Source organism: Actinoplanes sp. TBRC 11911 (assembly GCF_012933445.1).
GTDB lineage: Bacteria > Actinomycetota > Actinomycetes > Mycobacteriales > Micromonosporaceae > Actinoplanes.
Genome location: NZ_JABBNC010000025.1, coordinates 122902 through 145631 on the forward strand (window position 1 = coordinate 122902; position 22730 = coordinate 145631).

Genomic DNA, 22730 nt, shown 5'->3' on the forward strand with positions numbered 1-22730 from the left:
AGTCCGGCTCGATGTCCGACCGCGCGATTCCGGAGGCACCGTGAAACTCTTGCTCACCTCAGGCGGCGTCACGAACCCGAGCATCCACTCGGCTCTCGTGCAGCTCCTCGGCAAGCCGGTCGCCGACAGCCACGCCCTCTGCATCCCGACGGCCCAGTGGGGTCACCAGATGTGCGGCCCGGCAACGGTACGGGGCTTGATCGCCGCCCAGCCGGCGCCCGACTGGCAGTACCTGACCGGCCTCGGCTGGGCGTCGCTCGGTGTCCTCGAGCTGACCGCACTGCCCACCATCGGCGCCGAGCGGTGGGTCCCCTGGGTCCGCGAGGCCGACGTGCTCCTGGTCGACGGCGGCGACGCCACGTACCTGTGCCACTGGATGCGCGAGTCCGGCCTGGCCGACCTGCTGCCGTCCCTGCCCGACACGGTCTGGGTGGGGGTGAGCGCCGGAAGCATGGTGATGACACCCCGGATCGGCGACTACTTCGTCGAGTGGCCGTCGGCGCCGGACGACCGCACCCTGGGCGTCGTGGACTTCTCGATTTTCCCGCACCTGAACGCTTTCCCCACGAACACCCCGGCCGATGCGGAGCGGTGGGCCGCCGACATCGGCGCCCCGGCCTACGCCATCGACGAACAGACAGCCATCAAGGTCGCCGACGGCTCCGTCGAGGTCATCTCCGAGGGCCAGTGGACAAAGTTCGGCTGATCGCCGCCGGTATGATCAGCGCTTTCTTGATGACGAAAAAGGCGCCATGCCGCGGAGGCGGCCCTTCGGCGATCTCGCGTGCCCAAGACGTTGTGGCATGACGTACCCCACGTGCCCGGCCTTGACAAACCCGGCCAGTGCGAGATCAGTGACCTCGAATGGAAGACAGCTCTCGACTGGGCCCGACGCGGTCTCTGGCCGGGCGCCGAAGCTCTAACGGTGTGGCGGCGCATCGCCCAACAACCCCGAACGCGACAGTTCCTGCCATGCGACTGCTGCGGGCGCCATCCGCGGGCACGAGGACGACTGCTGAACACCAACCGGCGATGGAAAGCCCGGGTAACCGGCACCTGGCGACGCGCACCCTGCGACGCGCCCCGGCGACCTGCGCTCCGCGACGCGCCCCGGCGACGCGCATTCGGCGACCTGCACTCCGCGACCCGCACCCGGCGAGCCGCAGCAGTCCGCGACCCGCAGCCCGCGACTGGCATCGGCCGTCGAGGTGACGACGAGCCGCACATGTCTGCAGGTCGACGCGCGGCTCGTCCCTCCATCCCACTATGTGACGATCCCGGCCACATGCTGGGCTTTCTTTAGACCTTGGAGACTTACGCCCACATGCGAGCCATAAGTCTCCAAGGTCTACGAAACGTCGGGGAAAGCGGCCGGACAAAGGGTGCGAAAGCGGAGGAAGAAATGGTCTACTGTGGATGCGAATCCCACATCGCGGACGCGCTGCCACGATGTGGACGCTGGTCCCGTAGAGCGGACACGGATCCCACATTATGGCCTCGTAGGGCGGCGGCGGGAGCCGGCTGACGCGAACCGGTCGGCGGCGCGCGGCAATGCCTGTCCCGAGCCACCGCAACGCGATCGCGGCCGCCCGGCTACGAAATGACCTGGGCCGCATCTTGGCAGAGCCGCCCCGCCCCGATGACACGAGTAGCAAGGTGACCCGCCCAGACAGGGCCGGCATGCCATGCGGTACGACAAACTCACCGTCACCATCATCCGCCAGTGGCTTTGACGGGCTCTGAAACGCGTCCGCGCCGCGGTCCGTGTCGCCTAGCTTGCCCGCGCCGGCGGGCGAGGCTCAGGCGCCGAGCAAGCCGGGCAGGTCGGCCATGTCGGTGAAGACGAGGCTTGCCCCCGCCGCGCGCAAGACTTCCGGCTTTGTGTGGGTGGGGCTCGCGGGCGCGAACCCGAACACCGTTGCGCCGGCGGCCACACCAGCGGTGACGCCGGCCACCGAATCCTCGATCACGACCGCCGTGGTCGGATCGATCTTCAGGGCGTTGGCGGCGGCGAGGTAGACGTCGGGCGCGGGCTTGCTCCTGGGTACCTCCATGCCGCTGAAGACGCGGCTGCCGAAGTACTGGTCCAGCCCGACCAGCTTCAGCTGCATCTCGACCTTGGGCCGATCGGCGCCGGTCACACAGGCGAACTGGTCGCCCATCAGCGCTGCCACCGCGCGGACCGTCTCCTGGGCGCCGGGGATCGCAACAAGGCTCACCCGCAGAGCGTCGTCACGCCGGGCGCGGAAGCTCGCCAACCAGACGTCGTCGATCCTGAAGCCGGTGTGTTCCTGGATCACCGCCCACTCGTCCTTCAACGCCCGGCCGATGAACAGGTCGATGCAGCCGCGCTCGGAGATCTCCCAACCGAGCTCGATCAGCATGGTTCGCAGGACGCGGTTCGTGATCGGCTCGGAATCGACGAGAACGCCGTCACAGTCGAACAGCACGGCGGAGAAGCGGGAGCGAGTCACGTCTCAATACTTTACCGAGCATTGCGCGCGGCCCGCTCCGTGACGGTGGGCCTGGAGCGCGAACAATAAACGAGGCTGCGCAAGCGCGGACAAATCGGCCAGCCAGGCCCGTCAGCGTTGTCATCGCCAACATTCAAAATTCGCGTGGAGGCCCGCCACGTTCCCGGTTAGCGCCCCGTGGATGTGCACCTCGGGCGAAACCTGGCGGCCACCAACATCACACCGCCGAGCGCCCCCGAGCCGACCAACATCAACAGCGCCTTACCCCCGGTGAAGCCCTCGCCGCTCACCGGCCGATGATCACGTCCCGGCGCAAATGTTTACGCCTCCTCCGCCCGTGTGCAGCAGCTCTCATACCCCGACATCTGCGGCGCTTGCGGGCTGATCAGCGTCTACCCAGGCAGCTAGAGATCTTTCGCGTTAGAGGCGCTGATCGACGTGCGCGCGGCGCCATCTAGGAGCGTGCCGCGCAGGTTTAGTTGGTTGAGGTCGCCGCCACCCGCATCGCGTGGTGTCCATGGCGGACGGTCCGGCGGCGGGAAACGTGAGCGGTTGCTGCTTTTGGTGCGTCCCAACCCCTGCCGGCGCGCTCAACCTGGCCGAACGGATGATCAACTGTCACCCGAATCGCAGCCGAATGATTGTCTTTCCGGCTGTCGATCATCCAGGTTACTAGCGCGTGTTGCGTGCCTGGTCATGCGGAAATCAGATGATTTGCTGTTCTCGCGAAGCACCCCTCCCTTTCAGAGGTCACAAGAAATGGACGGCAATGAATAAGATTACGCGAGTTCTGATGATGTCCGGCGTGGGTCTCGTCGCGGCCGTGGTGACGGCGGGTCCGGCGCAGGCAGCCGCTTCGGCCGGTCAGCTGGACGTCAAGTCCACAGTCGGCCAGGGCGACCGCCGGGACAACGACCGTCGCGATAACGACCGTCGGGACAATGACCGTCGGGACAATGACCGTCGGGACAATGACCGTCGGGACAATGACCGTCGCGATAACGACCGTCGCGACAATGACCGTCGCGATAACGACCGTCGGGACAATGACCGTCGGGACAATGACCGTCGGGACAACGACCGGCGCGACAACGACCACCGCAAGAACCACCACCACAAGAAGAGCCACCACAAGCACAACAAGCACTGCCGCTGAACCGCGCTAGCGGAACGATAGAAATGGCGACCGCGAATCCCTGAAGTCCCCATCCACAGGAGCGGTCACGACCTCACCCGGCACTGCGGGCAAATCGCCGTAGTGCCGGGGCAGGTCGCCGCGGGCGGCCCAAAATTCAGGCGGACCGGGATCCGGCGATCAGTTCACCGGAGCCGAGCACGTCCTCGCCGTAGATATCCCGCAGCCAATTGGTCTGATAAACGGTGTCGAGATAGCGCTCCCCAAGGTCCGGCGCGATGGCCACCGCGGTGAGGTCGGTCTCGTCGTGCTCGGCCAGCCAGCGCATCGCGCCGCTGACCACCGTGCCGGTGGACCCGCCGAACAGAAATCCGCTCCTGGCCAGACGATGGCAGGTTTGGATGGTGTCGGCCTCCTCGACCCACAACACATCATCCACATAGGACTCATCGAGCAGCGGCGGGCGAATGCTGGTGCCCAGGCCGGGAATCATCCGGCGACCCGGCGCACCGCCGAAGGTCACCGAGCCGACGCTGTCTATCGCGACCACTCGCACCGGCCGGTGCCACTCCCGGAGATAACGTGCGCAGCCCATCAGCGTGCCGGTGGTGCCGGCCCCGACGAACAGGACGTCCAGCCGCGGGAACTGACGGGTGATCGCCGGCGCCGTCCGGTGGTAGTGCGCCTTCCAGTTGGCCGGATTGAGGTACTGGTTGAGCCACACATACCGGGTGTCGGAGGCACACAGCGCCCGGACGTAGTTGATCCGGGCGCCGAGCAGGCCGCTGTCCGGGTCCGGCTGCGTGACGATGTGCACCTGGCCGCCCAGCGCCTGCATCAACCGTCGGGTCGAGAGATTGCATCGCGAGTCGGTCACGCAGATGAACCCGTAACCCTTGTTCGCAGCGAGCATGCTCAGTGCCACGCCGAGGTTTCCGGACGACGACTCGACCAGGACGGACCCCGGCGTTAGGATTCCGCTTCGCTCGGCGGACTCCACCATCTCGGTCGCGGCCTTCAGCTTGATCGAGCCGGCGAAGTTGAAGCCCTCACACTTCAGGAAGAGCGAGCGGCTGAAGATCGGCCGAAGGTCGACGTACAGTTCCTCCTCGTTGTAGTCCTGAGGCACGGATATGACTGGCACGATGCTCTCCGTTCGTACGCGCGTAGTTTGCGGTTACCGATTGCCTTCCAGCACCCGCTGGACCTCGTCGAGCGTTTCGACGACCGCCGACCGGCTCGGCTCGGCGGGCCTGCCGCCCGCCTTCGTCTCCCGGCCGGTGACGAGCAGGACCACGGTTTCCAGCCGATCCACCAGTCCGCCTTCGACGGCACTTTCCAGCCCGGCGAGGGCCGCCGCACCGGCGGGTTCGGCACCCACGCCCGCCTCGCCGGCCAACGTCGCCACCGCGCTCAGCAGCGCCCTTTCGGTGACCGCCGTCATGGCGCCGCCGCTGCCGCGCACCGCCTCCAGCACGGCGTCGCCGATGGCCGGGCGCACGACCGCGATGCCGTCGGCGAGCGTGGCGGCGGGATCCAGCTCCGCCGGCCCGGGGGCCATCCCGAGCCACGCCCGCACCAACGGCTGGCAGTGCTCGGCCTGCACCCCGATCAGGCGCGGTTGCCGCGTGGTGAGGCCGCAGCTGACCAGTTCGGCGAAGCCCTTGTCGAGCGCCACCAACGTGGGGCCGTCGCCGACCGGGGCGATCATCACGTCCGGGAGCCGGCGGCCGAGCTGCTCCCACACCTCGAACGCCACGGTCTTCTTCGCCTCGATGGTGAGCGGGTTGGCGCCGGTGTTGCGGTCGAGCCAGCCGAACGTGCGGGCGGCGCCCCGGGACAGGTCGACCGCCGCCGCGTAGCCGTCGGGGACGCGGAACACCCAGGCACCGGCCTGCGCCATCAGCGCGAGCTTCGTCGGCTGGCAGTCCGTAGAGACAAAGATGACGGCCCGTACGCCTGCGGCCGCGGCACCGAAGGCGGTGGCTATCGCGGCGTTGCCGGTGGACGCCGTGGTGATCGTGTCCTTGCCGTTTCGCAGGCCGTCTTCGATCACGAGTGCGGTGGCCCGGTCCTTGTTGGACGCCGTCGGGTTGCGCGTCTCATCCTTGATCCACAGGCGCGGCATGCCCAGCGTCTGTCGGAGGGCCGGCGCGGGCAGCAGTGGCGTGCCGCCGATGGGCATCGGATACCGCACCGGACCGTCCGCGCCGGGCAGCAGCTTCCGGTAGCGCCACATGGTGAACGAATCCGGCCGGTCCTGCGGCATCAGCGCGGAGCTGTAGTCGTATTGCAGCCGTTCCATACCCGCCAGGTCCACCGACCCGGTCACGTTACCCACGATGGCCCCCGCTCATCCGTACCGGCGCAGCTCATGGAAGAAGTCATCGACGACGCGCAACCCACCGGAGCGCACCGCCTCGTCGTACACGTATTTGCCGACCGCCAGATCGAGCACGCCGAGGCCGAAGGGTGAGAACACCACCGGCCGGTCCGCGGGCGGTGTCACCCGCCCGGCCATCACGTCGTCCAACGTGCCGAGCAGGAAGGCCCGGCCGCCGGTACGCTGTTCGGCCAGGTGCGGCGAGGTGTTCGCGGTCAGGCAGTGCTCGACGTCGTCGACGATGTTCGCCGAGGCGATGACGATCTCCGGCGCGAGGTCGCGCAGCGACACGTGCAGCACCAGCGGGTGGTGGGCGAACCACGACGGGTCGTCGACGTGCGGCGCGGCGGCAACGGTGGCGAAGACCACCAGGTCGCTGGAGCGGATCAGCTGCTCGGCGCTGTCGTGGACGGTGATCCGGCCGGTCGCGCCCGACTGCTCCAGGTAACCGCGGAAGCCGGCCGCGCTGGCGGCGGACAGGTCGTGCACGCCGATCTCGTCGTACGACCAGCCGGTCGCGGTGAGGTAGGTGTGGATGTAGCGGGCGATCAGGCCGGTCCCGACGAACCCGACACGTGCCGGCCGCGGCCGGCCGCGGCTGAGCCAGTCCGCCGCCAACGCCGCCGACGCGGCAGTTCTGGTGGCGCTGATGATCGACGCCTCCAGACACGCGAACGGGTAGCCGGTCTCGTGGTCGTTGAGGATCAGCACCCCGGAGGCTCGCGGGATGCCGGCCGCCACGTTCGCCGGGAAGCTGGAGATCCACTTCAGGCCGTCCACGCGCACCTGCCCACCGATCGAGGCGGGCAGCGCGATGATCCGGGCGGACGGACGGTCGGGGAAGCGCAGGAAGTAGGACGCCGGGTTGACCGAGTCGCCGGCGGCGTGCAGCCGATAGGTCGCCTCGACCAGCTCCACGATCTGCCGCTCGTGCCCGCGCAGCGCGTGCTGAACCTGTGCCCCGGAGATCGTCGCGAACGGCGGCACGGTGATCGGCCCGGGCGCCACGGATGCGGTTGCGGTGACATCCACGGCGGTCATCCGGCGGTCATCCGGCGGTCACCCCGGCGGTCGGCGAGCAGTCGGCCAGGCGTACCCCGTCGGCCATCGCGACGAGCACCTCGCGCGGTCCCTCGAAGGCCTCCCGGCTGTGCGCGGTGCGGATGTTGTCGACGAGCAGCAGGTCGCCGGCCTGCCACGGCTCGCGAACGGTGTTGGCCTCGTACGCCTCGTTGAGGAGTTGCACGACGTCGGCGCCGATCGGGTCGCCGTCGCCGAAGCGGGTGTTGAACGGAAGCCCCTCGGCCCCGTAGACGTCCACCAGGTACTCGCGCACCTCGGCGGCAATCGTCCACTCGTTGAGGAAGGCGATCTGGTTGAACCAGCAACGGCTCCCGGTGATCGGGTGCCGCACCAGGGCGCTGCGGCGCTGCCGGGTGCGCAGACCGCCGCCGGGTTGCCACTCGAACTCGATCGCGTTGGCGCGGCAATACCGCTCGATGGCGGCGCGGTCCTCGGTGCCGAACGCCTCCGCGAGGGACGCACCTATCTCGTCGTTGTAGCTGCGGGTGAGCAGCCAGCCCTCCCGGGCGAACCGTTCGATCAGGTCGGCGGGCAGCGCGTCGAGCACGGCCGGTCCGTCGGCAACCGCGGTCGCGCCACCGGTCGTGGGCGCGCTGAGGCAGGCGAACAGCATCAGGCTCGGAAACTCCAGGAGGTAGGTCAGTTCGTGGTGCATGCACATCGGCTGGTTCGGCGGCCACGTCGACGAGGAGTACACGCCGTCGGCATGGATCTGCCGGGCCGCGAAGGCCTCCCTCTCGGTCATCAGACCGGTCGCCAGCCGCCGGAAGACGTCGCCGGTCTCGGCCGGGGTGGCCAGCGCCAAACCGCGGACCAGGACCGAACCGTGCTCGGCGACGACGGCGCGCAGCGCGCCCCGATGTTCGGTCACCCAGCTCGCCGCGTCGCCGGCGGCCTCGGCCCGCAGCACCGGTGGTCTCCCGGATCGCAGGTCGACGTCGAGCAATGACGCCGTGGATGTGGACGACATGTCTATCTCCTTCTCGTTTGCTGCTCAGGAGGCGTACAGCGGGTCGGCGGCGGCCAGCACGGCGCGTGCCGCGTCACTCGGACGGCCGTCGATCAGCCCGGCCAGATCGGCGAGGATCGGGTGCTGGGTGAGGTCGGCGAGGGACACCGCACGGTCGAGGGTGATCGCCACTTTCACCGCCGACAGCGATGTGCCGCCCCGGTCGAAGAAGTGGTCCTGCCGGCCGATCTGGTCCTGCGGGATGCCGAGCACCTTCGCCCAGGCGGCCGCCAGCCACCGCTCGGTGGGGGTGCCCGGCGCCTGATAGTCCTCGCGGACGGCGTCGAGGTCCGCGGCGAGCGCCGTCAGCGTCGTCCGATCGATCTTGCCGTTCGCGGTGAGCGGCAGACTCTCCCGCCAGTGGAAGGCCGACGGGATGAGGTAGTCGGGCAGCAGGTCCCGCAGTGCGCCGCCATCGAGGAGCCGCTGCCCGGAATAGAAGGCCACCAGGTGCTTGCTACGGTCGGCCGACTCGGTGACCACCACGGCGCCGTCGCGGACACCCGGCACGCGCAGCAGCGCATTCTCGATCTCGCCGATCTCGATCCGGAAGCCGCGGATCTTGACCTGGTTGTCGCGGCGGCCGAGGAACTCCAGCTTGCCCTCGGGTTGCCAGTGGCCGTAGTCGCCGCTGCGGCAGAGGCGTTCGCCGGGGCGGTGCGGATCGGCGGCGAACATCTGGCGGGTGCGCTCGGGGTCGTTGATGTACCCGCGGCCGACGCAGACTCCGGAGAAGACGATCAGGCCGGGGGCACCCAGTGGTACGGGTGAGAGGTGCTCGTCGACGACGTATACGTGCACGTTGCTGATCGGCCGCCCGAGCGGCACCCGGGGCCGATCCGGTACCCGGTCCATGGTCTCGTGGACGGCGTCGTCGGAGGTCTCGGTCAACCCGTACGTGTTGACCAGCTTGATTCCGGGCTGTGCCGCGAACCAGCGCTGCACGAGCTCCCGCTTCAGGAAGTCGCCGGTGGGCGATACGCAGTGCAGGTCCGGCAGCTCGCGCGGATGCTGCTCCAGATAGGACACGACGACGTCGAGATAGGACGGCACCACCTGGAGCACGGCGGCCCGGCCGTCGACGATGGTGTCGACGAACCGCTCGACGTCCAGGATCACCTCGTGGTCGACCAGCAGGGTCCGCCCACCGACGAGGAGCGCGGCCAACAGCTGCCAGACCGAGATGTCGAAGCACTGGGGGCCGGTCTGGGGCACCACCTGCCCTTCGCCGACCTCCAGGTCGGCGAGCTTGGCGTAGATGTGGTTGAGCATGCCCGCGTGCTCGCACATCGCGCCCTTGGGCTCCCCGGTGGAGCCGGAGGTGAAGAGGATGTAGGCGAGCTGGTCCGGTGCGACGTCGACGCCGAGATTCCCGGCGGCATGGCCCTCGGCGCCGGCCGCGTCCACGAAGAGCTTCCGGATCGCCGGTGTCTCGTCGAGAGCCTGGTCGAGGGTGGTGGTGCTGCCGTGTTCGGTCAGCACCAGATCGCACTCGGCCCGCGCGAGCGCGGTCGCGATGCGACCGGCCGGGAAATGCGGCTCGAGGGGCAGGTACACGCCGCCGGCCTTGAAGATGGCCAGGACGGCGGCCATCCAGTCGAGATTGCGCTCCATCACCACCGCGACGACGCCTTCGCGGCGCAGGCCCCGTGCCAGCAGGGCGCGTCCCAACCGGTTGGCATGCTCGTTGAGCTGCCGGTAGGTCCATTGCTCGTCGCCGTGCATGGCCGCGACGGCGTCCGGGTGCGCCGCCACCCGCTGCTCGAACAACTCGTGCATCCGGCGGTCCGGCAGTTCCCGCCGGGGTCCGGCCATCCCGTCGAGCTGGAGGCTTAGTTCCTCGGCGGAGAGCAGGGTCTGCCGCTTGTGCTCGGCATCGGCGTCCGCGGCGATCAGCGCGAGCGCGGCGAGGTGGTAGCCGGCGATCCGGCCGGCGCAGCCTTCGTCGAGCACCTCGGTCCGGTACCGCAGGCGCAGCACGAGCCGGCCGTCGTGCCGCCGGACTCCCACCCACAGCACGGTGTCGTCGGCGAGATCGCCGGCACTGCCGGTCGGATCGAACACGGTCTCGAACGACGGTCCGGTCCGGCCCAGCTCACGACGTAGATCGTCGACGGGGAAGTCCCGGTGCGACAGCAGTTCCGACTCGGCGCGGTGGACGTCCAGCAGCATCGTCCGCCACGTGTGGGGGTCGGTCGTCAGCCGGCAGGGCAGCGGCCGATCGGCCGGCCCGGCGACGTAGCCGGTCACCACCTCGCTCTCGCCGCACAGCACGGCGAGCACCTTGGCGTGCGCCGCCAGCAGCACCGAGCCGAGCGGAACCGCCAGCCCGTGCAACGCCGCCGCCACGTCGTCGGGGATCGTCGCCTCGAGCTGGGCGACGGCCGGCTCCGCGTCGAGCGTCCACCGTGGGATCGGGGTGAACCCGCCGGCGTTCAACACCCCACGCCAGAATTCTCGGCTGGCCTCGGCTGGCATTTCCATCGACTCCCTCGTTATCGGTCGGCGGTCAGAGCGGGACGCATCTCGCGGGCCGGGTTACCACCCCACCGCGCGTACGGCGGAACTTCTTCGCCCTTCATGAGGAAGGCGTCCGGCGCGAGCACCGCACCCTCGCCCATCGCCACGCCGTAGTGGACGAGCGCCCCGACGCCGATGGTGCAGCCGGAACCGACGGTGGTGCGGTCCGACTTGAAGACGTAGTCCTCCTGCGAGTGGCACTGGATCGTCGAGCCGGCGTTGAGGGTGACGTCGTCGCCGATGGTCACCAGGTTCTTCTCGGACATGCCGCAGCCGTCGTCGAAGAGTCTGCGGCCGAGCCGGACACCCACCATCCGCCAGAACCAGGACTGGATCGGGGTACCGACGAAAGCGGAGTGCAGCCCCGGCCTCGCCTGCATCTTGAACAGGCGCTCCGATTCCCAGAAGCCCTCCTGGTAGATCGAGCAGTACTTCGGCTGCATCCCGCGGAATCCCAGCGCCGCGCGTTCGGTCAGTACGACGTGCAGCAGCGTGAACACGATGACGGAGATCTCGCCCAACGCGATCGCCACCGAGCCCAGGTCCGCGTAGAAGTCGGCGGCGAGAAGACCGAACAGGGTGAGCCCGAAGGCGTACACCCAATGCGCCAGCAGCCAGTACGCCATGGTGCGCAGGTTGTGCCGGTTCTTGGCGGCGAGCCGGCGCCGGAACTCGTCGCCGGCCATCAGGTGCTGGAACTTGTTGTCACGGGCGACCGAGCGGGGAATCTCGAAGCTGGGGGACCCCAGGAGCCCGACGTTCTCCCGGACCTCTCCGTCGATCGGAACGAGGACCTTCGTCGCGAGAAGGCAGTTGGCGCCGGTCCGGCCCTGGGCGGGGTAGACGATGTGGTTGCCCAGGAAGTTGCGCGGCCCGATGGTCGCCCGGGATACCCGGAAGGACGTAGACGAGTAGTCGGTGTTGACGAAGAACAGGCCGCTGGCGATCACGGTTCCGCTGCCGACCGCGCTCTGGTAGGGATTCTCGTGCAGCACGTCCGTGCCGAAGTTCGACCCGGTCTGCACGACCGGCTTGAGGCGGTATCCGAGGCAGCGTAGATAGCCGACGATGTAGGAACTGTCACCGAAGAACTGGACGAAGAATCGCCGGTTGGTCATGCGCACGATCGCCCGGTGGATCGAGTGGTGGAAACCGTAGAGGGGGTAAACCCGGTCCGGCTTGATGGCGAGGTTGAGCACCCGGGGAACGGTGACGACGGTGAGGATGCTGAGCAGCATCGAGCCGAAGAAGAGCGCGAGGGACGTGACCAGCACGGTGACGTAGAACGACCGGTGCGTCAGAGCCTGACCACCCGGCTCGATCACGGCGTTGAGCGCCGGCACCTCGGCGAACAAGACGGCCAGGCCACCGCTGGTCACCGGGACGTACACGAGCAACCACAGCGTCAGCTGCAGCAGGGTGTGGGTGACCTTCCGGCGGGTGGTGCGGCCGGCGGATCCGAGCGTGCGGTAGTCCGAGCGGGTCGGCTGGCCGGGTGACCCGTGCCAGTGCTCGCCGGCGGGCACCGCCTGCCCCTCATGCAGTGTGGAGGCGTGCCCGAGCTGGGCCCCGTCGCCCATCGCGGTCTCGATGTCCAGCACCGACTTCTCGCCGACGTACACGTCGCGCCCGAGGGTGACCGCGCCGGTCTGGAGCATCCCGGCCACGGCCCGGTAGCAGGTGAAGAACGTGTGATTGCGGATGACCGTGCCGTCGCCGACGGTGAGCAGGTCGGTGCAGGTGGGCGCGCGCCGGGACAGGATGAGGACATCGCGCCCGACCTTGGCACCCAGCGCCCGCAGATAGAGGTTGTAGATCGGCGAGCCGGCGAACAGGACCAGCGGGTTCAGCGTGACCAGCGACTTGACCACCCAGAAGCGGAGGTAGGCCAGGCTCCAGATCGGGATCCGCTGCGGTCGCCACCGCCCGACGAGCGCCCACTTCGCCGCGATCGGCAGGACGCAGGCGCCGAGGAAGGTCGCGCCGCCGGCCAGCACCGCGCGCAGATAGGCGGCAATCAGGCCGTCCCCGGCGGAAATCCAGTCGAAGCTCAGATGGAAGCCGAGCGCGAGGACGTAGGTGTACGCGCACATGACCAGTACCTGGAGCGTTCCGCAGAGGACGTACTGCCGCGTGCTGACCGGCGTCGCCGCGGTGCCGGACGCGGCGGCCGGCTCGACCGGTGCAACGCTCGGCGGCTCGAGCGCGGCCGTCAGACTCCTGATCGTGGGGTGCTGGTAGACGTCCTTCATCGATATCGACGGCAGGTCCGCGCGCTTGCGCACCCGGGCACAGAACTGGGCCATCACCATCGAGTCCGCGCCCAGGTCGTCGAAGAAGTGGCTGTCGGCCGACACGTGCTCGACGCGTACGACGCCGGCCAGCACCTCGGCAAGAATCCTGTCGGTCCCACCGCCCGGGGTGGTTGCCGAATCAGCCGCAACGGCTGCCAAGACCTCGACAGATTTGCGAACCACACGAACTCCTTGCAGAGGTATCCAAAATCGTGAGGATTACTCCCCGTGATCGAATCGGTACGGGACGTTACCTCAATGGGGCCCCGTACGTGTCCTGATCCCGCAAGGTGCTGTTGGTGCAGGCGTCAACTCCGGCCGGTCGGCTGGCCGGACCCGGAAATGGGCCTAGCCCGATCGGGTCCGGGGGAGCGGCCCTGTCGGCGGAGGAGGGCTTTCAGACTGGTCTAGACAGTCCAAATCTAGACGGAACCCATCCCCGGTCGCCGGCGCCCGTCTGTGACCGTGCGGTCAGCCGGAAAACGGGTTCCTCCGCTTGGCATTCGCTCCGTAGGATCTCCGGCGATCAAGGGGGTTGAAGCGGTGGGCGATTACCAGCAGTTCGTGACGGACGTGACTTCGCGTCTGTCCACGATGTCCAAGGGCGAGTTGTACGTCGTCGGTGACGGTCTCGACCGGGACTCACTCTGGCTCACCTTTCTCGATTCGTTCCCGGCCGGCACCAATCCGCGGTTCCGTGAGCGATCCGCGTACGACTGCTCGACCTGCCGCGGTTTCATCAAGCACTTCGGCAACGTCGTCGAGGTCCAGGACGGGCGGGTCCGTACGGTCTGGTCCGGGGTGTCGGCATCCGACCCGGTCTTCTCCGTCGTCGCCGCGGCTCTGGACGAGTTCGTTCTTTCGCTGCCGTTGTCCACCATCTTCCGGTCCGCTCAGGCGCAGTACGGGACGAAGACCACCCGAACGCTGCGCGACGGTCAGGTCGAGGTGTGGCAGCACCTGCACGGCCGGGTGGAGAAGCGGCATCGCATCGAGGACGTCGGCGCGGCACAGGGCAGCTTCGATGCCGGGGTACAGGTTTTCCAGCGCGGCCTGGCCGAACTGACCCGGCATGCTCTGGACGCCGTCGTCGACCTCATCGACGACAACGCGCTTTACCGCGGCGCCGAGCATCGCCGAGCGGCGACCGAATTCCGCTCGCTGCAGAACCGGTGGACCCAGGCGACCGACCGACGTGCCTTCGTCTTCGCCAACGCCATGAACCCGGCGGCCCGGTTCCGCAACACGGTGATCGGCACCCTCGTCCAGGATCTCTCCGCCGGCGTCGACCTGGAGCAGGCGGTCCGGTCGTTCGAGGCGAAGGTGGCGCCGCAGAACTACCAGCGCCCCACCGCGTTGATCACCCCGAGCATGGTCAAGGCCGCCATGAAGACCATTGCCGAGCTGGGCATCGAGGAGTCGCTGCAGCGGCGGTTCGCCCGGCTGTCCGACGTGTCGGTCACCAACGTGCTGTGGGTCGACAACGACACCCACGCGCAGATGAAGGACGGCATCGAAGGGCTGCTCATGCGGGCGGCCACCACCCGGTCGTCAGGTACGTTCGTTCGCGACGCCAAGCCGGAGGAGATTCCGGTGGTCTCCTTCATGAAGGACATCCTGCCCGGCGCGGCCTCCATCGACCTCTGGGTCGCCAGCACCTACGAGCCGCACCTCGTCAGCCTCACCACCGGCCGGCACCCGGCTGCTCCGCGGTTGTTCCGGTGGGACAACGATTTCGGCTGGTCGTACGGCGGAAACGTCACCGACTCGATCCGGGAGAAGGTCAAGCGCGCCGGCGGCAACGTCACCGGCAAGCTGCGGGTGAGCTTGTCCTGGTTCAACCACGACGACCTCGACCTGCACGTGTACGAGCCCAACGGCGACCACATCTGGTACCAGGAGAAGCGCAACAAGCTGGACGTCGACATGAACGCCAGCGGGACGCTCTCCAGCGAGCCGGTGGAGAACGTCACCTGGACCGACCGTGTTCCCGACGGTGAGTACCGGATCGAGGTGAACCAGTTCCGCAAGCGGGACAGCAACCGGGTCGGCTTCGTGATCGAGACCGAGAGCAACGGGAAGATCGAGCACTACAGCCACGAGCGCGCGGTCGGCCACAAGGAGACCGTCGAGGTGGGCCGGATGACGGTTGCCGGCGGAGTGGTCACCGCTTTCCGGCCGGGCAAGGACGTGCAGGCGGGCACTGCGGGCAAGGAGCTGTGGGGCATCACCACCGAACAGTTCGTACCGGTGTCAACCGTCATGTACTCGCCGAACTACTTCGACGACAACGAGGTCGGCAACCGCCACTACTTCTTCATCCTCAAGGGGTGCGTGAACGACCAGCCGACGCGGGGGATCTACAACGAGTTCCTCCGCAGCGACCTGCAACCGCATCGCAAGGTGTTCGAGGTGCTCGGCGACCGCACCAAATGCGAGCCGTCCCCGGATCAACTTTCCGGCCTCGGCTTCAGCTCCACGGTCCGCAGCTCGGTGGTCGCCAAGGTAACCACGACCGGCGGCCGGCGCCGCCTCGTCAGCATCCAGTTCTGATTCCCTGCCCCGATATTCCAGAGAGGCCACCATGACAATTTTCGAGAAGGCCACCCGGGAGAAGTTCCGCTATCCGTCGGCCAAGGGACTGCTGACCACGGAACAGCTGTGGGAGCTTCCGCTGACCGCCAAGTCCGGCTTCAGCCTCGATGATGTGGCCAAGGCGGTCAACGCCGAGCTCAAGGCCGTCGACACCGAGTCGTTCGTGGCCACCGAGGCCAATCCGGCCAAGGCAACCTTGGAGACCAAGCTGGAAGTCGTCAAGCACGTCATTGCCGTACGCCTCGCGGAGGCCCAGGCGGCGAAGGCGGCGGCGGCCAAGAAGCTGGAGAAGGAGAAGCTGGTGGCGGTTCTGGGCCGCAAGCAGGACGCGGTGCTGGAAAACCTGACCGAGGCCGAGCTACTGGCCCGAATCAACAACCTGTAGCCTGCCGATTGCTATGGTCCGCACCACGCCCCCGCGCCCACTGGACATCGCCGCAATAATCCCTGAACTGCGGGAGCACTCCACCACCGCGAGCCGCCTGCATCCCAGGTCCGGTGCTCCGACCGTCGCGGACAGCTCCGTCGGCGGGCCACTGCTGTGGCCTGCCGACGAGGCGTGGCCGGTCTGCGACGACGCGGGGGCGCACGAGCCGTACAACCTGAGCACGCCGGCCGCCGTGCGCCGCAGGCGGGAGATCCTCGCGACCGCGAACGGCCGGGAACCGCTGGCAGGCGGGGAGTTTTTGACCGTCGACGAACGGGTCGAACTCGCCGCGGCCGACGACCTGGATCTGGATGACCTGATCGAGGATCCGATCCCGCTGGTGCCCGTCGCGCAGCTGTACCGCCGGGACGTCCCGGACTACGCCGGCCCGGACGGCACCGATGTGCTCCAGGTGCTGTGGTGCCCGGTGGACCACTCGGACCGTCACTACAGCCCTCGCGTCTTTCTCTACTGGCGTGACAGTTCCGCCGTTGGCCCGGTGCTCGAGGCGCCTCCCGAGCCGGCTGTGGTCAGCGACATGTACCTGCCGGTTGCGTGCGTGGTGCACCCCGAACAGGTGCGCGAATACCAGTACGCCGACCTGCTCCCCGACGACCTGCGCGAGCGGCTTCACGAGTGGCGCAACGACGAGGAAAGCCGTCCCGATTATCAGAGCGACCTTTCGCTGGCGCCGGGCTGGAAGGTCGGCGGGTATGCGAACTGGTCGCTGACCGACCCGTACCCGATGGATTGTGTTGTCTGCGGCGCCGCGATGACCTTGACCTTCACCGCGGCCTCGACCGACTGGAACGGCATGCGTTGCAGCTGGCGCCCGTCAGAGGACGACTCGAACGCGTCCGCGGATACCGTCGGCGTGCAGATCGGGCGCGGCTATTCGCTATACACCTTCCGCTGCCCCGAATCCTTCGAGCACCCGCCGGCTACCGCCATGCAGTGACAAGTCCTCGCGCCGGCGGGGGCGTTAGACCTGGTGGTCAGGCGCTGCGGCGTCCCCGAATTGCTCCTCGGTCTGACGTTCGATGCGCTCGCGTTCCTCCGGGGACAGGTCGATTTGCCACTGACGGAACTTGCTGAACGCTTCGACGAGTTGAGGCCCGTATGCCGAGCTTCGTCCGACGTCCCGCAAGCTGATGCGGCCCGCCAGAAGATCCCTGGCCATCTCGGCAAGCTCGGGGCCCGCCCCGCCCTTGGTCAACTGGCGTAGGCCGGCGCTGATCGCGTCCGCCACCTTGGGATTGCCGGTCATTCTTCGCAGTTCGTCATCGATCGGTTCGCCCACGCCTACGCTCCCGGCGGTGCGTAGGGTGCGGCCGGCAGCGGGACGGCCGACAGATCTCCGCCCTGCCCGGCGACTGCCATGCCGCCTCCGAACGCCGCCATGATCACCGTCCCCGCCGTGTTGATGATCATGGACGCTCGGTTGATCAGGTTGAGCAGTTCGATCGTCTGCCACCCGGCGACCCCGTAACCGACCACCGCCCCCACACCGGTCTCGGCGGTGACGGTCCCGATCGCGGCGGACACGCCGATCAGGATCGCCTTGTCCGTGACGGCCTGCAGGACGTTGCCGAGCTGGTTGGACAACTGCCACGCGCCACGGGCGGCATCGCGGTAGCCCTCCGCCGCGTGGTGGAGTGCGAGTTGCTGGCGGCTGGTCGCGGCGGCCAGCGAGGTGAAGTACGTGACCGCCGCGTCCGCCGCGTTGCCGTCCCAGTTGCTGTCCAACCGGTTGATACCCGCCTGGACATCGATGCCCGCCTGCTGCAGAAACTGCGCGAGGGAGTCGAGCGCGTCCCCAAATTTGTACAGCGCGTCCCATTCGCCGGTGAGCGTGTCGGTCGCGTACCCGAAGATGTCGACCCCGGAAACTTGCTCGATGACGCCGTTGACCCAGGCGCTCGGGGACAGGTAGTTGAAGAAGTCCAACGGGTTGGCGAACCCGTGGGCCATGTCGTCCCGCGGTTCGGCCGGATCGATCAGGTGCTGAGCGGCCCCGGCCATGTCCAGCCCTCGTCAGTCTCTGCTCGGCACGGGCCGAGGCACCGCCGGATAGGCGGCATCGGCACGGACGGCGCTGGCCTTGTCCGTGTCGTCGTAGTCGACGGCCACCTCGGTAAGGGCTTCACCGGAGCGCCAGAGAATGGTCAGCAGTTGGTTGTGCAGCTCTTCCAGCTGCGCCAGGAAACCCCGATGCTGCCCGGCGAGAAGACCGATCACGCCCGCCTGGTGAAAGCCGAAGTCGCCGTGCCGGTGGAGGTAATTCTTCGCGAGCTCGACCTCCGAGTACGACTCGCGGAGCTCGGCAGCGAATACCCGGATGCCGGACGAGTCGGCCCGGAACGTCACGACTGTCCTCCGGCGTAGAGCGCGTAGGCCGCGCCGGCCAGCAGCAGCACCCCGGCCGCCCCGCACACCAGCGTCTTCGGCCAGAGCCTGCCGGCCTGCACCGGATCCGTCGTGGTGTGCAGCCGCACCGCGAAGTAGGCAGCCGGCACAAACGCACACCCCGGCAACACCGCCAGCGCCACGTTGAGCGGATCGAAGGACGCGCCGCCGGCCGCACCCGCCACTCCCGCGATCAGCACCACGACCCAGCACAGCACCAGGAACAGCACGACCTTGCCGACCAGCCGCCGCACTTCGAGGGCCTCGCCCGTCACGCTCGGCTCACCCCTCCCGCGAACGCTAAAACCTTTCCGGCTGCCCGACCGTACCAAAGGAAAGCCACCCACATCGATCAAGGAAAAGCTGGCATTCCCTTCCTCTGCGCGAGCCCGATTACATCGATAAGTTACTATGACGTCCGGCGGAGGTGCTGATGTCCGACATCGAAGACATCGGGCGTTGGGCGTGGATCGTCCGGTGACGACCGGGAGGCTGGCGTGCCACGAGGTGAGCGGTCGTTGCCGGATGACGGCGGTGCGCTGACCGGCTTTGCCGCTGATCTTCGCGCGCTGCGGGTCAAGGCCGGTTCGCCCTCGTACCGGGAGCTCGCGCGGCTTGCGCATTATTCGTCCAGCACGCTGGCCGATGCGGCCTCGGGGCAGCGGCTGCCGACTCTGGCGGTGGCACTGGCCTACGTCCGGGCGTGCGACGGCGACCCGGACGAGTGGGAGACGCGCTGGCGGGCGACCGCCGCCACCTGGTCGGCCGATGCGGACAATGGGCCGGCCCCCGACGAGGCGGACTGCCCGTACGCCGGGCTGGCCGCGTTCCAACCGCAGGACGCCGAGCGGTTCTTCGGCCGCGAGCGACTGACCGATGAGCTGGTCGAACGGGTGGCGGCGGGACGTTTTCTGGCCGTGCTGGGCGCATCCGGCTCGGGCAAGTCGTCGCTGTTGTGCGCCGGGCTGGTCGCCCGGCTCCGAGGCGACGCCGCGCCGGTCATGCTGATCACGCCCGGTCCGCACCCGCTCGAGACGTGTGCCGCCCAGCTGGCGATGGCGGTGAACGGCGCCGACGACCTGCGTGACGATCCCCGAACCCTGCACCGCACGGTGCTTCAGGCGATGGCCGATCGGCCCGCCGGCATCGACATGACGCTGGTGGTCGACCAGTTCGAGGAGATCTTCAGCGTCTGCGACGACCCGGCCGAGCGGAATGCCTTCGTCGCGGCGTTACTGACCGCCGCCCAGGCTGCCAACAGCCGGCTGCGGGTCGTTCTCGGCGTACGGGCGGACTTCTTCCAGAGGTGCGCCGAGCACGCGGAGCTGTTCGCGGCGCTGCAGGACTCGACGTTGCTGGTCGGGCCGATGACGGTGGACGACCTTCGCAGGGCCATCGGGCAGCCCGCCACCCGAGCCGGATACACCCTGGAAGGCGCGCTGCTGGCGCGGGTGGTGGCCGACGCCGTGGGGCAGCCGACCGTGCTGCCGCTGGTGTCGCACGCGATGCGGGAGACGTGGCAACGCCGTCGAGGCAACGCGCTGACGCTGAGCGGCTACGAGGCCGCGGGCGGGATGCATCACGCCCTGGCCAACTCCGCCGAGGCCGGCTATCTGGCCATGTCACCGGCGGAACAGCAGGTCGCGCGGTCGATCTTCCTGCGTCTGGTCACGTTGGGCGACGGGATCGGTGACACGAGGCGCCGGGCCCGGCGGACCGAATTCCCGGGCGCTCAGACGGGCGCGGTGCTCGAGGCTCTCGCCGGAGCCCGGCTCGTCACCCTGGACACCGATACGGTCGAGCTGACTCACGAGGCGCTCCTGCTCGCCTGGCCGAGGCTCGCCTGCTGGATCAGCGCCGACCGGGCCGCCCTGCACTCCTACCAGGAGCTGGCCGATGCGGCCGCCGCCTGGCGGCGAGAGGGACGCGATTCCAGCGGTCTGCTGCGCGGCAGCCGGTTGGTCGCCGCCCGTCACTGGCTGGACGAGGATCGCGTCGCTGTCATGCCCGCCGACCAGGTGCGGGAGTTCCTGGCCGCGTCGGTGCTGCACGAACGACGTAACGCCTGCTTACGCCGGATGGCGCTGGTGTTGCTGTGTGTTCTTGCGGTGGTCGCCTCGGTCAGCGCGGTCGTGGCGTTGCGGCAGCGCGCGACGGCGGTGACCGAACGCGACCGCGCGGTCGCGGGCCGGATGAGCTTCCAGGCCCAGCAGTTGGCCCAGACCGACATCTCGCTCGCCGCCCGCCTCCAGCTGGCGTCATACCGGCTGGATCCGGCTCCGGACGTCTACACCGACCTGGTCACCGCGGAGAACGAATCCCTCGCGACGGTCCTCACCGGACATACCGATGTGATCTACGGCGTGGCCTATCGCGGTGACGGACGTGTGCTGGCCACCGGCGGCCAGGACGACACGATCCGGCTGTGGAACGTCGCGGATCCCTTCCATCCGGTTGCGCTAGGCGCGCCCGTGCCGGCGAAGGCCGGGCGGGTCTACTGGCTGGCGTTCAGCCCGGACGGGCGCACCCTCGCCGCAGCCGGCCGCGACGGCACGATCGCGCTGTGGAACGTGACCGACCCGAGCCGTCCGGTCCGGTGGGGGCCACCGCTGACCGGGCACACCAGCTACGTCTTCTCGGTTTCGTTCAGCCCCGACGGGCGGCTTTTGGTTTCCGCGGGCCAGGACCGGTCCGTACGGCTCTGGAACGTCGCCGATCCGGCCCACGCCACCCCGATCGGTCCGCCGATGACCGGCACCACCGAGCCGGTCGCGTCAGCAGCTTTCAGCCCGGACGGCCGTACGGTGGTCAGTCTCGGCCACGACCGGACCGTACGCCTGTGGAACGTGACCGACCCGGCCCACCCCGTGCCGTGGGGTCCGCCGCTGATCGGGCACACGAACACGGTCTACGCAGCCGCCTTCGCACCCGACGCACGTCTGCTCGCCACGGTCTCCAACGATCACAGCGTGCGGTTGTGGGACGTCCACGACCCGGCGCGCGCCCGCCCGCTGGGCCGGCCGCTGACCGGCCACACCGACACGGTCTACGCTGTCGCCTTCAGCCCGGACGGAACGGTGCTCGCCACCGCGGGTGCCGACCAGACCGTTCGATTGTGGAACCTCGCCGATCGGGCCAACCCGCTGCCGCTCGGGCGTCCGCTGACCGGACATAGCGCGTACGTCTACTGGTTGGCGTTCAGCCCGGACGGCCACACGCTCGCCAGCGTCAGCCAGGACCGGACGGCCCGGCTCTGGCATCTGCCGGACACGACACTCACGGCGCACGCGGGACCGGTCCGGGAGGGCGTCGTCGACTCCACCGGTGAACTGCTGGCGACCGGCGGATCGGACCACACCGTACGGCTGTGGCGGCTCGATACCCCGGCGCCGCGGTCGGCCGGTCCACCGCTGACCGGGCACACCGGCGGCGTCGACGGCCTGGCGTTCAAGCCGGATGCACCGGTCCTGGCCAGCACGGGCGACGACCGGACCGTACGCCTCTGGGATGTCGCCGACCCCACGCATCCGAAGGCGCTGGGCCGGCCGCTGACCGGGCACACCGGCATCGTCCAGGCGGTCGCGTTCCGGCCCGACGGACAGATCTTGGCGACCGGCGGCCAGGACCACACCGTACGACTGTGGGACGTGGCCGATCCACTGCATCCGGCCGCGCTCGGCACCGCGTTGTCCGCGCACGACGATGTCGTCTACGACGTGGCGTTCCGGCCCGACGGTAAAGTGCTGGCCAGCGGCGGCGCCGACGACCATGTCGCCTTATGGGACGTTTCAGACCCCGGCCACCCGCGCAACCTCGCCCGGCTGTCGGTGCGGACCGGCGGGGTCCGCTCGCTCGCCATCAGCCCGGACGGGCGCACCCTGGCCACCGCCGGCGCGGACCACACCGTACGGCTGTGGAACATCACCGACCCCGCCCACCCGTCCGCATGGTCGCCACCGCTGACCGGGCACACCAGCTTCGTGCTCAGCGTCGCGTTCAGCCGCGACGGGCGCACCCTGGCCAGCGGCAGCCAGGACCAGACCAGCCGGCTCTGGAACGTCGCCGACCCGGCCCACCCCTCGGCTCGCGGCCACGCCATCACCAGCCACACCGGCCGGGTCCGCTGGGTCGGGTTCAGCCGCGACGACAACACCCTGCTGACTACCGGCGACGACGCCACCGTGCAATTGTCGCGGCTGTCCCCGGCAGATGTGCTCGGCGACGTCTGCGCGGCGACCGGGGGCGCCTTGACCGAGGACGACTGGCGTCGCTACGCACCCGGCATGGCGTACGCACCGCCTTGCCCGGACCGTGGCTGAAGGTTGATTGTCCGCGCCTTGTTGTCCGGTCGTTCGCGGCCGATGCCGGACAACCGTGCGGTCGTAGCCTGCCGCTGACGAGTCC

Annotated in this window: 17 protein-coding genes; 6 read left to right on the forward strand and 11 right to left on the reverse strand. The window is 68.8% G+C overall.

The window, feature by feature from the left end; translation table 11 throughout:
• Positions 1–40: 40 nt before the first annotated feature.
• Positions 41–706, forward strand: a complete 666-nt coding sequence (locus HH310_RS28895) for a Type 1 glutamine amidotransferase-like domain-containing protein (protein WP_169178839.1) — start codon at positions 41–43, stop codon at positions 704–706.
• 1093 nt (positions 707–1799) lie between these two features.
• Here HH310_RS28895 and HH310_RS28900 read toward each other — a convergent pair.
• Positions 1800–2474, reverse strand: coding sequence for an HAD family phosphatase (locus tag HH310_RS28900; protein ID WP_169178840.1), 675 nt, complete (start codon positions 2472–2474; stop codon positions 1800–1802).
• Positions 2475–3279: 805 nt separating this feature from the next.
• Between HH310_RS28900 and HH310_RS43290 the strand changes: the two genes are divergently transcribed.
• Entirely contained in the window at positions 3280–3630 is a 351-nt protein-coding gene (locus HH310_RS43290) for a hypothetical protein (RefSeq protein WP_211192742.1), read from the forward strand.
• Positions 3631–3766: 136 nt separating this feature from the next.
• Here HH310_RS43290 and sbnA read toward each other — a convergent pair whose 3' ends face one another.
• The 6 genes from sbnA to HH310_RS28935 are packed head-to-tail and all read right to left on the reverse strand — an operon-like array spanning position 3767 to position 13081.
• Entirely contained in the window at positions 3767–4753 is a 987-nt protein-coding gene (gene sbnA, locus HH310_RS28910; protein WP_169178841.1) for a 2,3-diaminopropionate biosynthesis protein SbnA, read from the reverse strand.
• 33 nt (positions 4754–4786) lie between these two features.
• Positions 4787–5941: a pyridoxal-phosphate dependent enzyme gene (locus HH310_RS28915; protein WP_211192743.1), complete on the reverse strand. Its 1155-nt coding sequence runs from the start codon at positions 5939–5941 to the stop codon at positions 4787–4789.
• A gap of 21 nt (positions 5942–5962) precedes the next feature.
• A complete protein-coding gene (gene sbnB, locus HH310_RS28920) occupies positions 5963–7033 on the reverse strand; it encodes a 2,3-diaminopropionate biosynthesis protein SbnB (RefSeq protein WP_169178842.1) in 1071 nt (356 codons plus the stop codon).
• 7 nt (positions 7034–7040) lie between these two features.
• Positions 7041–8045 (reverse strand): TauD/TfdA family dioxygenase, encoded by a 1005-nt coding sequence (locus HH310_RS28925; protein WP_169178843.1) that lies wholly within the window; start codon positions 8043–8045, stop codon positions 7041–7043.
• Between the two features lie 24 nt (positions 8046–8069).
• Complete coding sequence (locus tag HH310_RS28930) at positions 8070–10568, reverse strand: amino acid adenylation domain-containing protein (RefSeq protein WP_169178844.1); 2499 nt, start codon at positions 10566–10568, stop codon at positions 8070–8072.
• 11 nt (positions 10569–10579) lie between these two features.
• Positions 10580–13081, reverse strand: coding sequence for a Pls/PosA family non-ribosomal peptide synthetase (locus HH310_RS28935; protein WP_211192744.1), 2502 nt, complete (start codon positions 13079–13081; stop codon positions 10580–10582).
• A 360-nt stretch (positions 13082–13441) separates the two neighbouring features.
• Here HH310_RS28935 and HH310_RS28940 point away from each other — a divergent pair, with 360 nt between their 5' ends.
• From HH310_RS28940 to HH310_RS28950, 3 genes are read left to right on the forward strand one after another with little or no spacing between them, the layout of a single operon-like run.
• Entirely contained in the window at positions 13442–15451 is a 2010-nt protein-coding gene (locus HH310_RS28940) for a hypothetical protein (protein WP_169178845.1), read from the forward strand.
• A gap of 31 nt (positions 15452–15482) precedes the next feature.
• Complete coding sequence (locus HH310_RS28945; RefSeq protein ID WP_169178846.1) at positions 15483–15878, forward strand: hypothetical protein; 396 nt, start codon at positions 15483–15485, stop codon at positions 15876–15878.
• Positions 15879–15891: 13 nt separating this feature from the next.
• Positions 15892–16878 carry a hypothetical protein gene (locus tag HH310_RS28950; RefSeq protein WP_169178847.1) on the forward strand — a complete coding sequence of 329 codons (987 nt, stop codon included), beginning with the start codon at positions 15892–15894 and terminating at the stop codon, positions 16876–16878.
• A 24-nt stretch (positions 16879–16902) separates the two neighbouring features.
• Here the strand turns inward: HH310_RS28950 and HH310_RS28955 are convergent, their stop codons facing one another.
• From HH310_RS28955 to HH310_RS28970, 4 genes are read right to left on the reverse strand one after another with little or no spacing between them, the layout of a single operon-like run.
• Complete coding sequence (locus tag HH310_RS28955; RefSeq protein ID WP_169178848.1) at positions 16903–17220, reverse strand: hypothetical protein; 318 nt, start codon at positions 17218–17220, stop codon at positions 16903–16905.
• 2 nt (positions 17221–17222) lie between these two features.
• Positions 17223–17942, reverse strand: coding sequence for a hypothetical protein (locus HH310_RS28960; RefSeq protein ID WP_169178849.1), 720 nt, complete (start codon positions 17940–17942; stop codon positions 17223–17225).
• 12 nt (positions 17943–17954) lie between these two features.
• Positions 17955–18287, reverse strand: a complete 333-nt coding sequence (locus HH310_RS28965; RefSeq protein WP_169178850.1) for a hypothetical protein — start codon at positions 18285–18287, stop codon at positions 17955–17957.
• Positions 18284–18601 carry a hypothetical protein gene (locus HH310_RS28970; RefSeq protein ID WP_169178851.1) on the reverse strand — a complete coding sequence of 106 codons (318 nt, stop codon included), beginning with the start codon at positions 18599–18601 and terminating at the stop codon, positions 18284–18286. The genes HH310_RS28965 and HH310_RS28970 overlap by 4 nt, the downstream gene beginning before the upstream one ends.
• A gap of 222 nt (positions 18602–18823) precedes the next feature.
• On the opposite strand from HH310_RS28970, the gene HH310_RS45530 reads away from it, so the two are divergent.
• Entirely contained in the window at positions 18824–22645 is a 3822-nt protein-coding gene (locus HH310_RS45530; protein ID WP_169178852.1) for a hypothetical protein, read from the forward strand.
• Positions 22646–22730 lie beyond the last annotated feature (85 nt).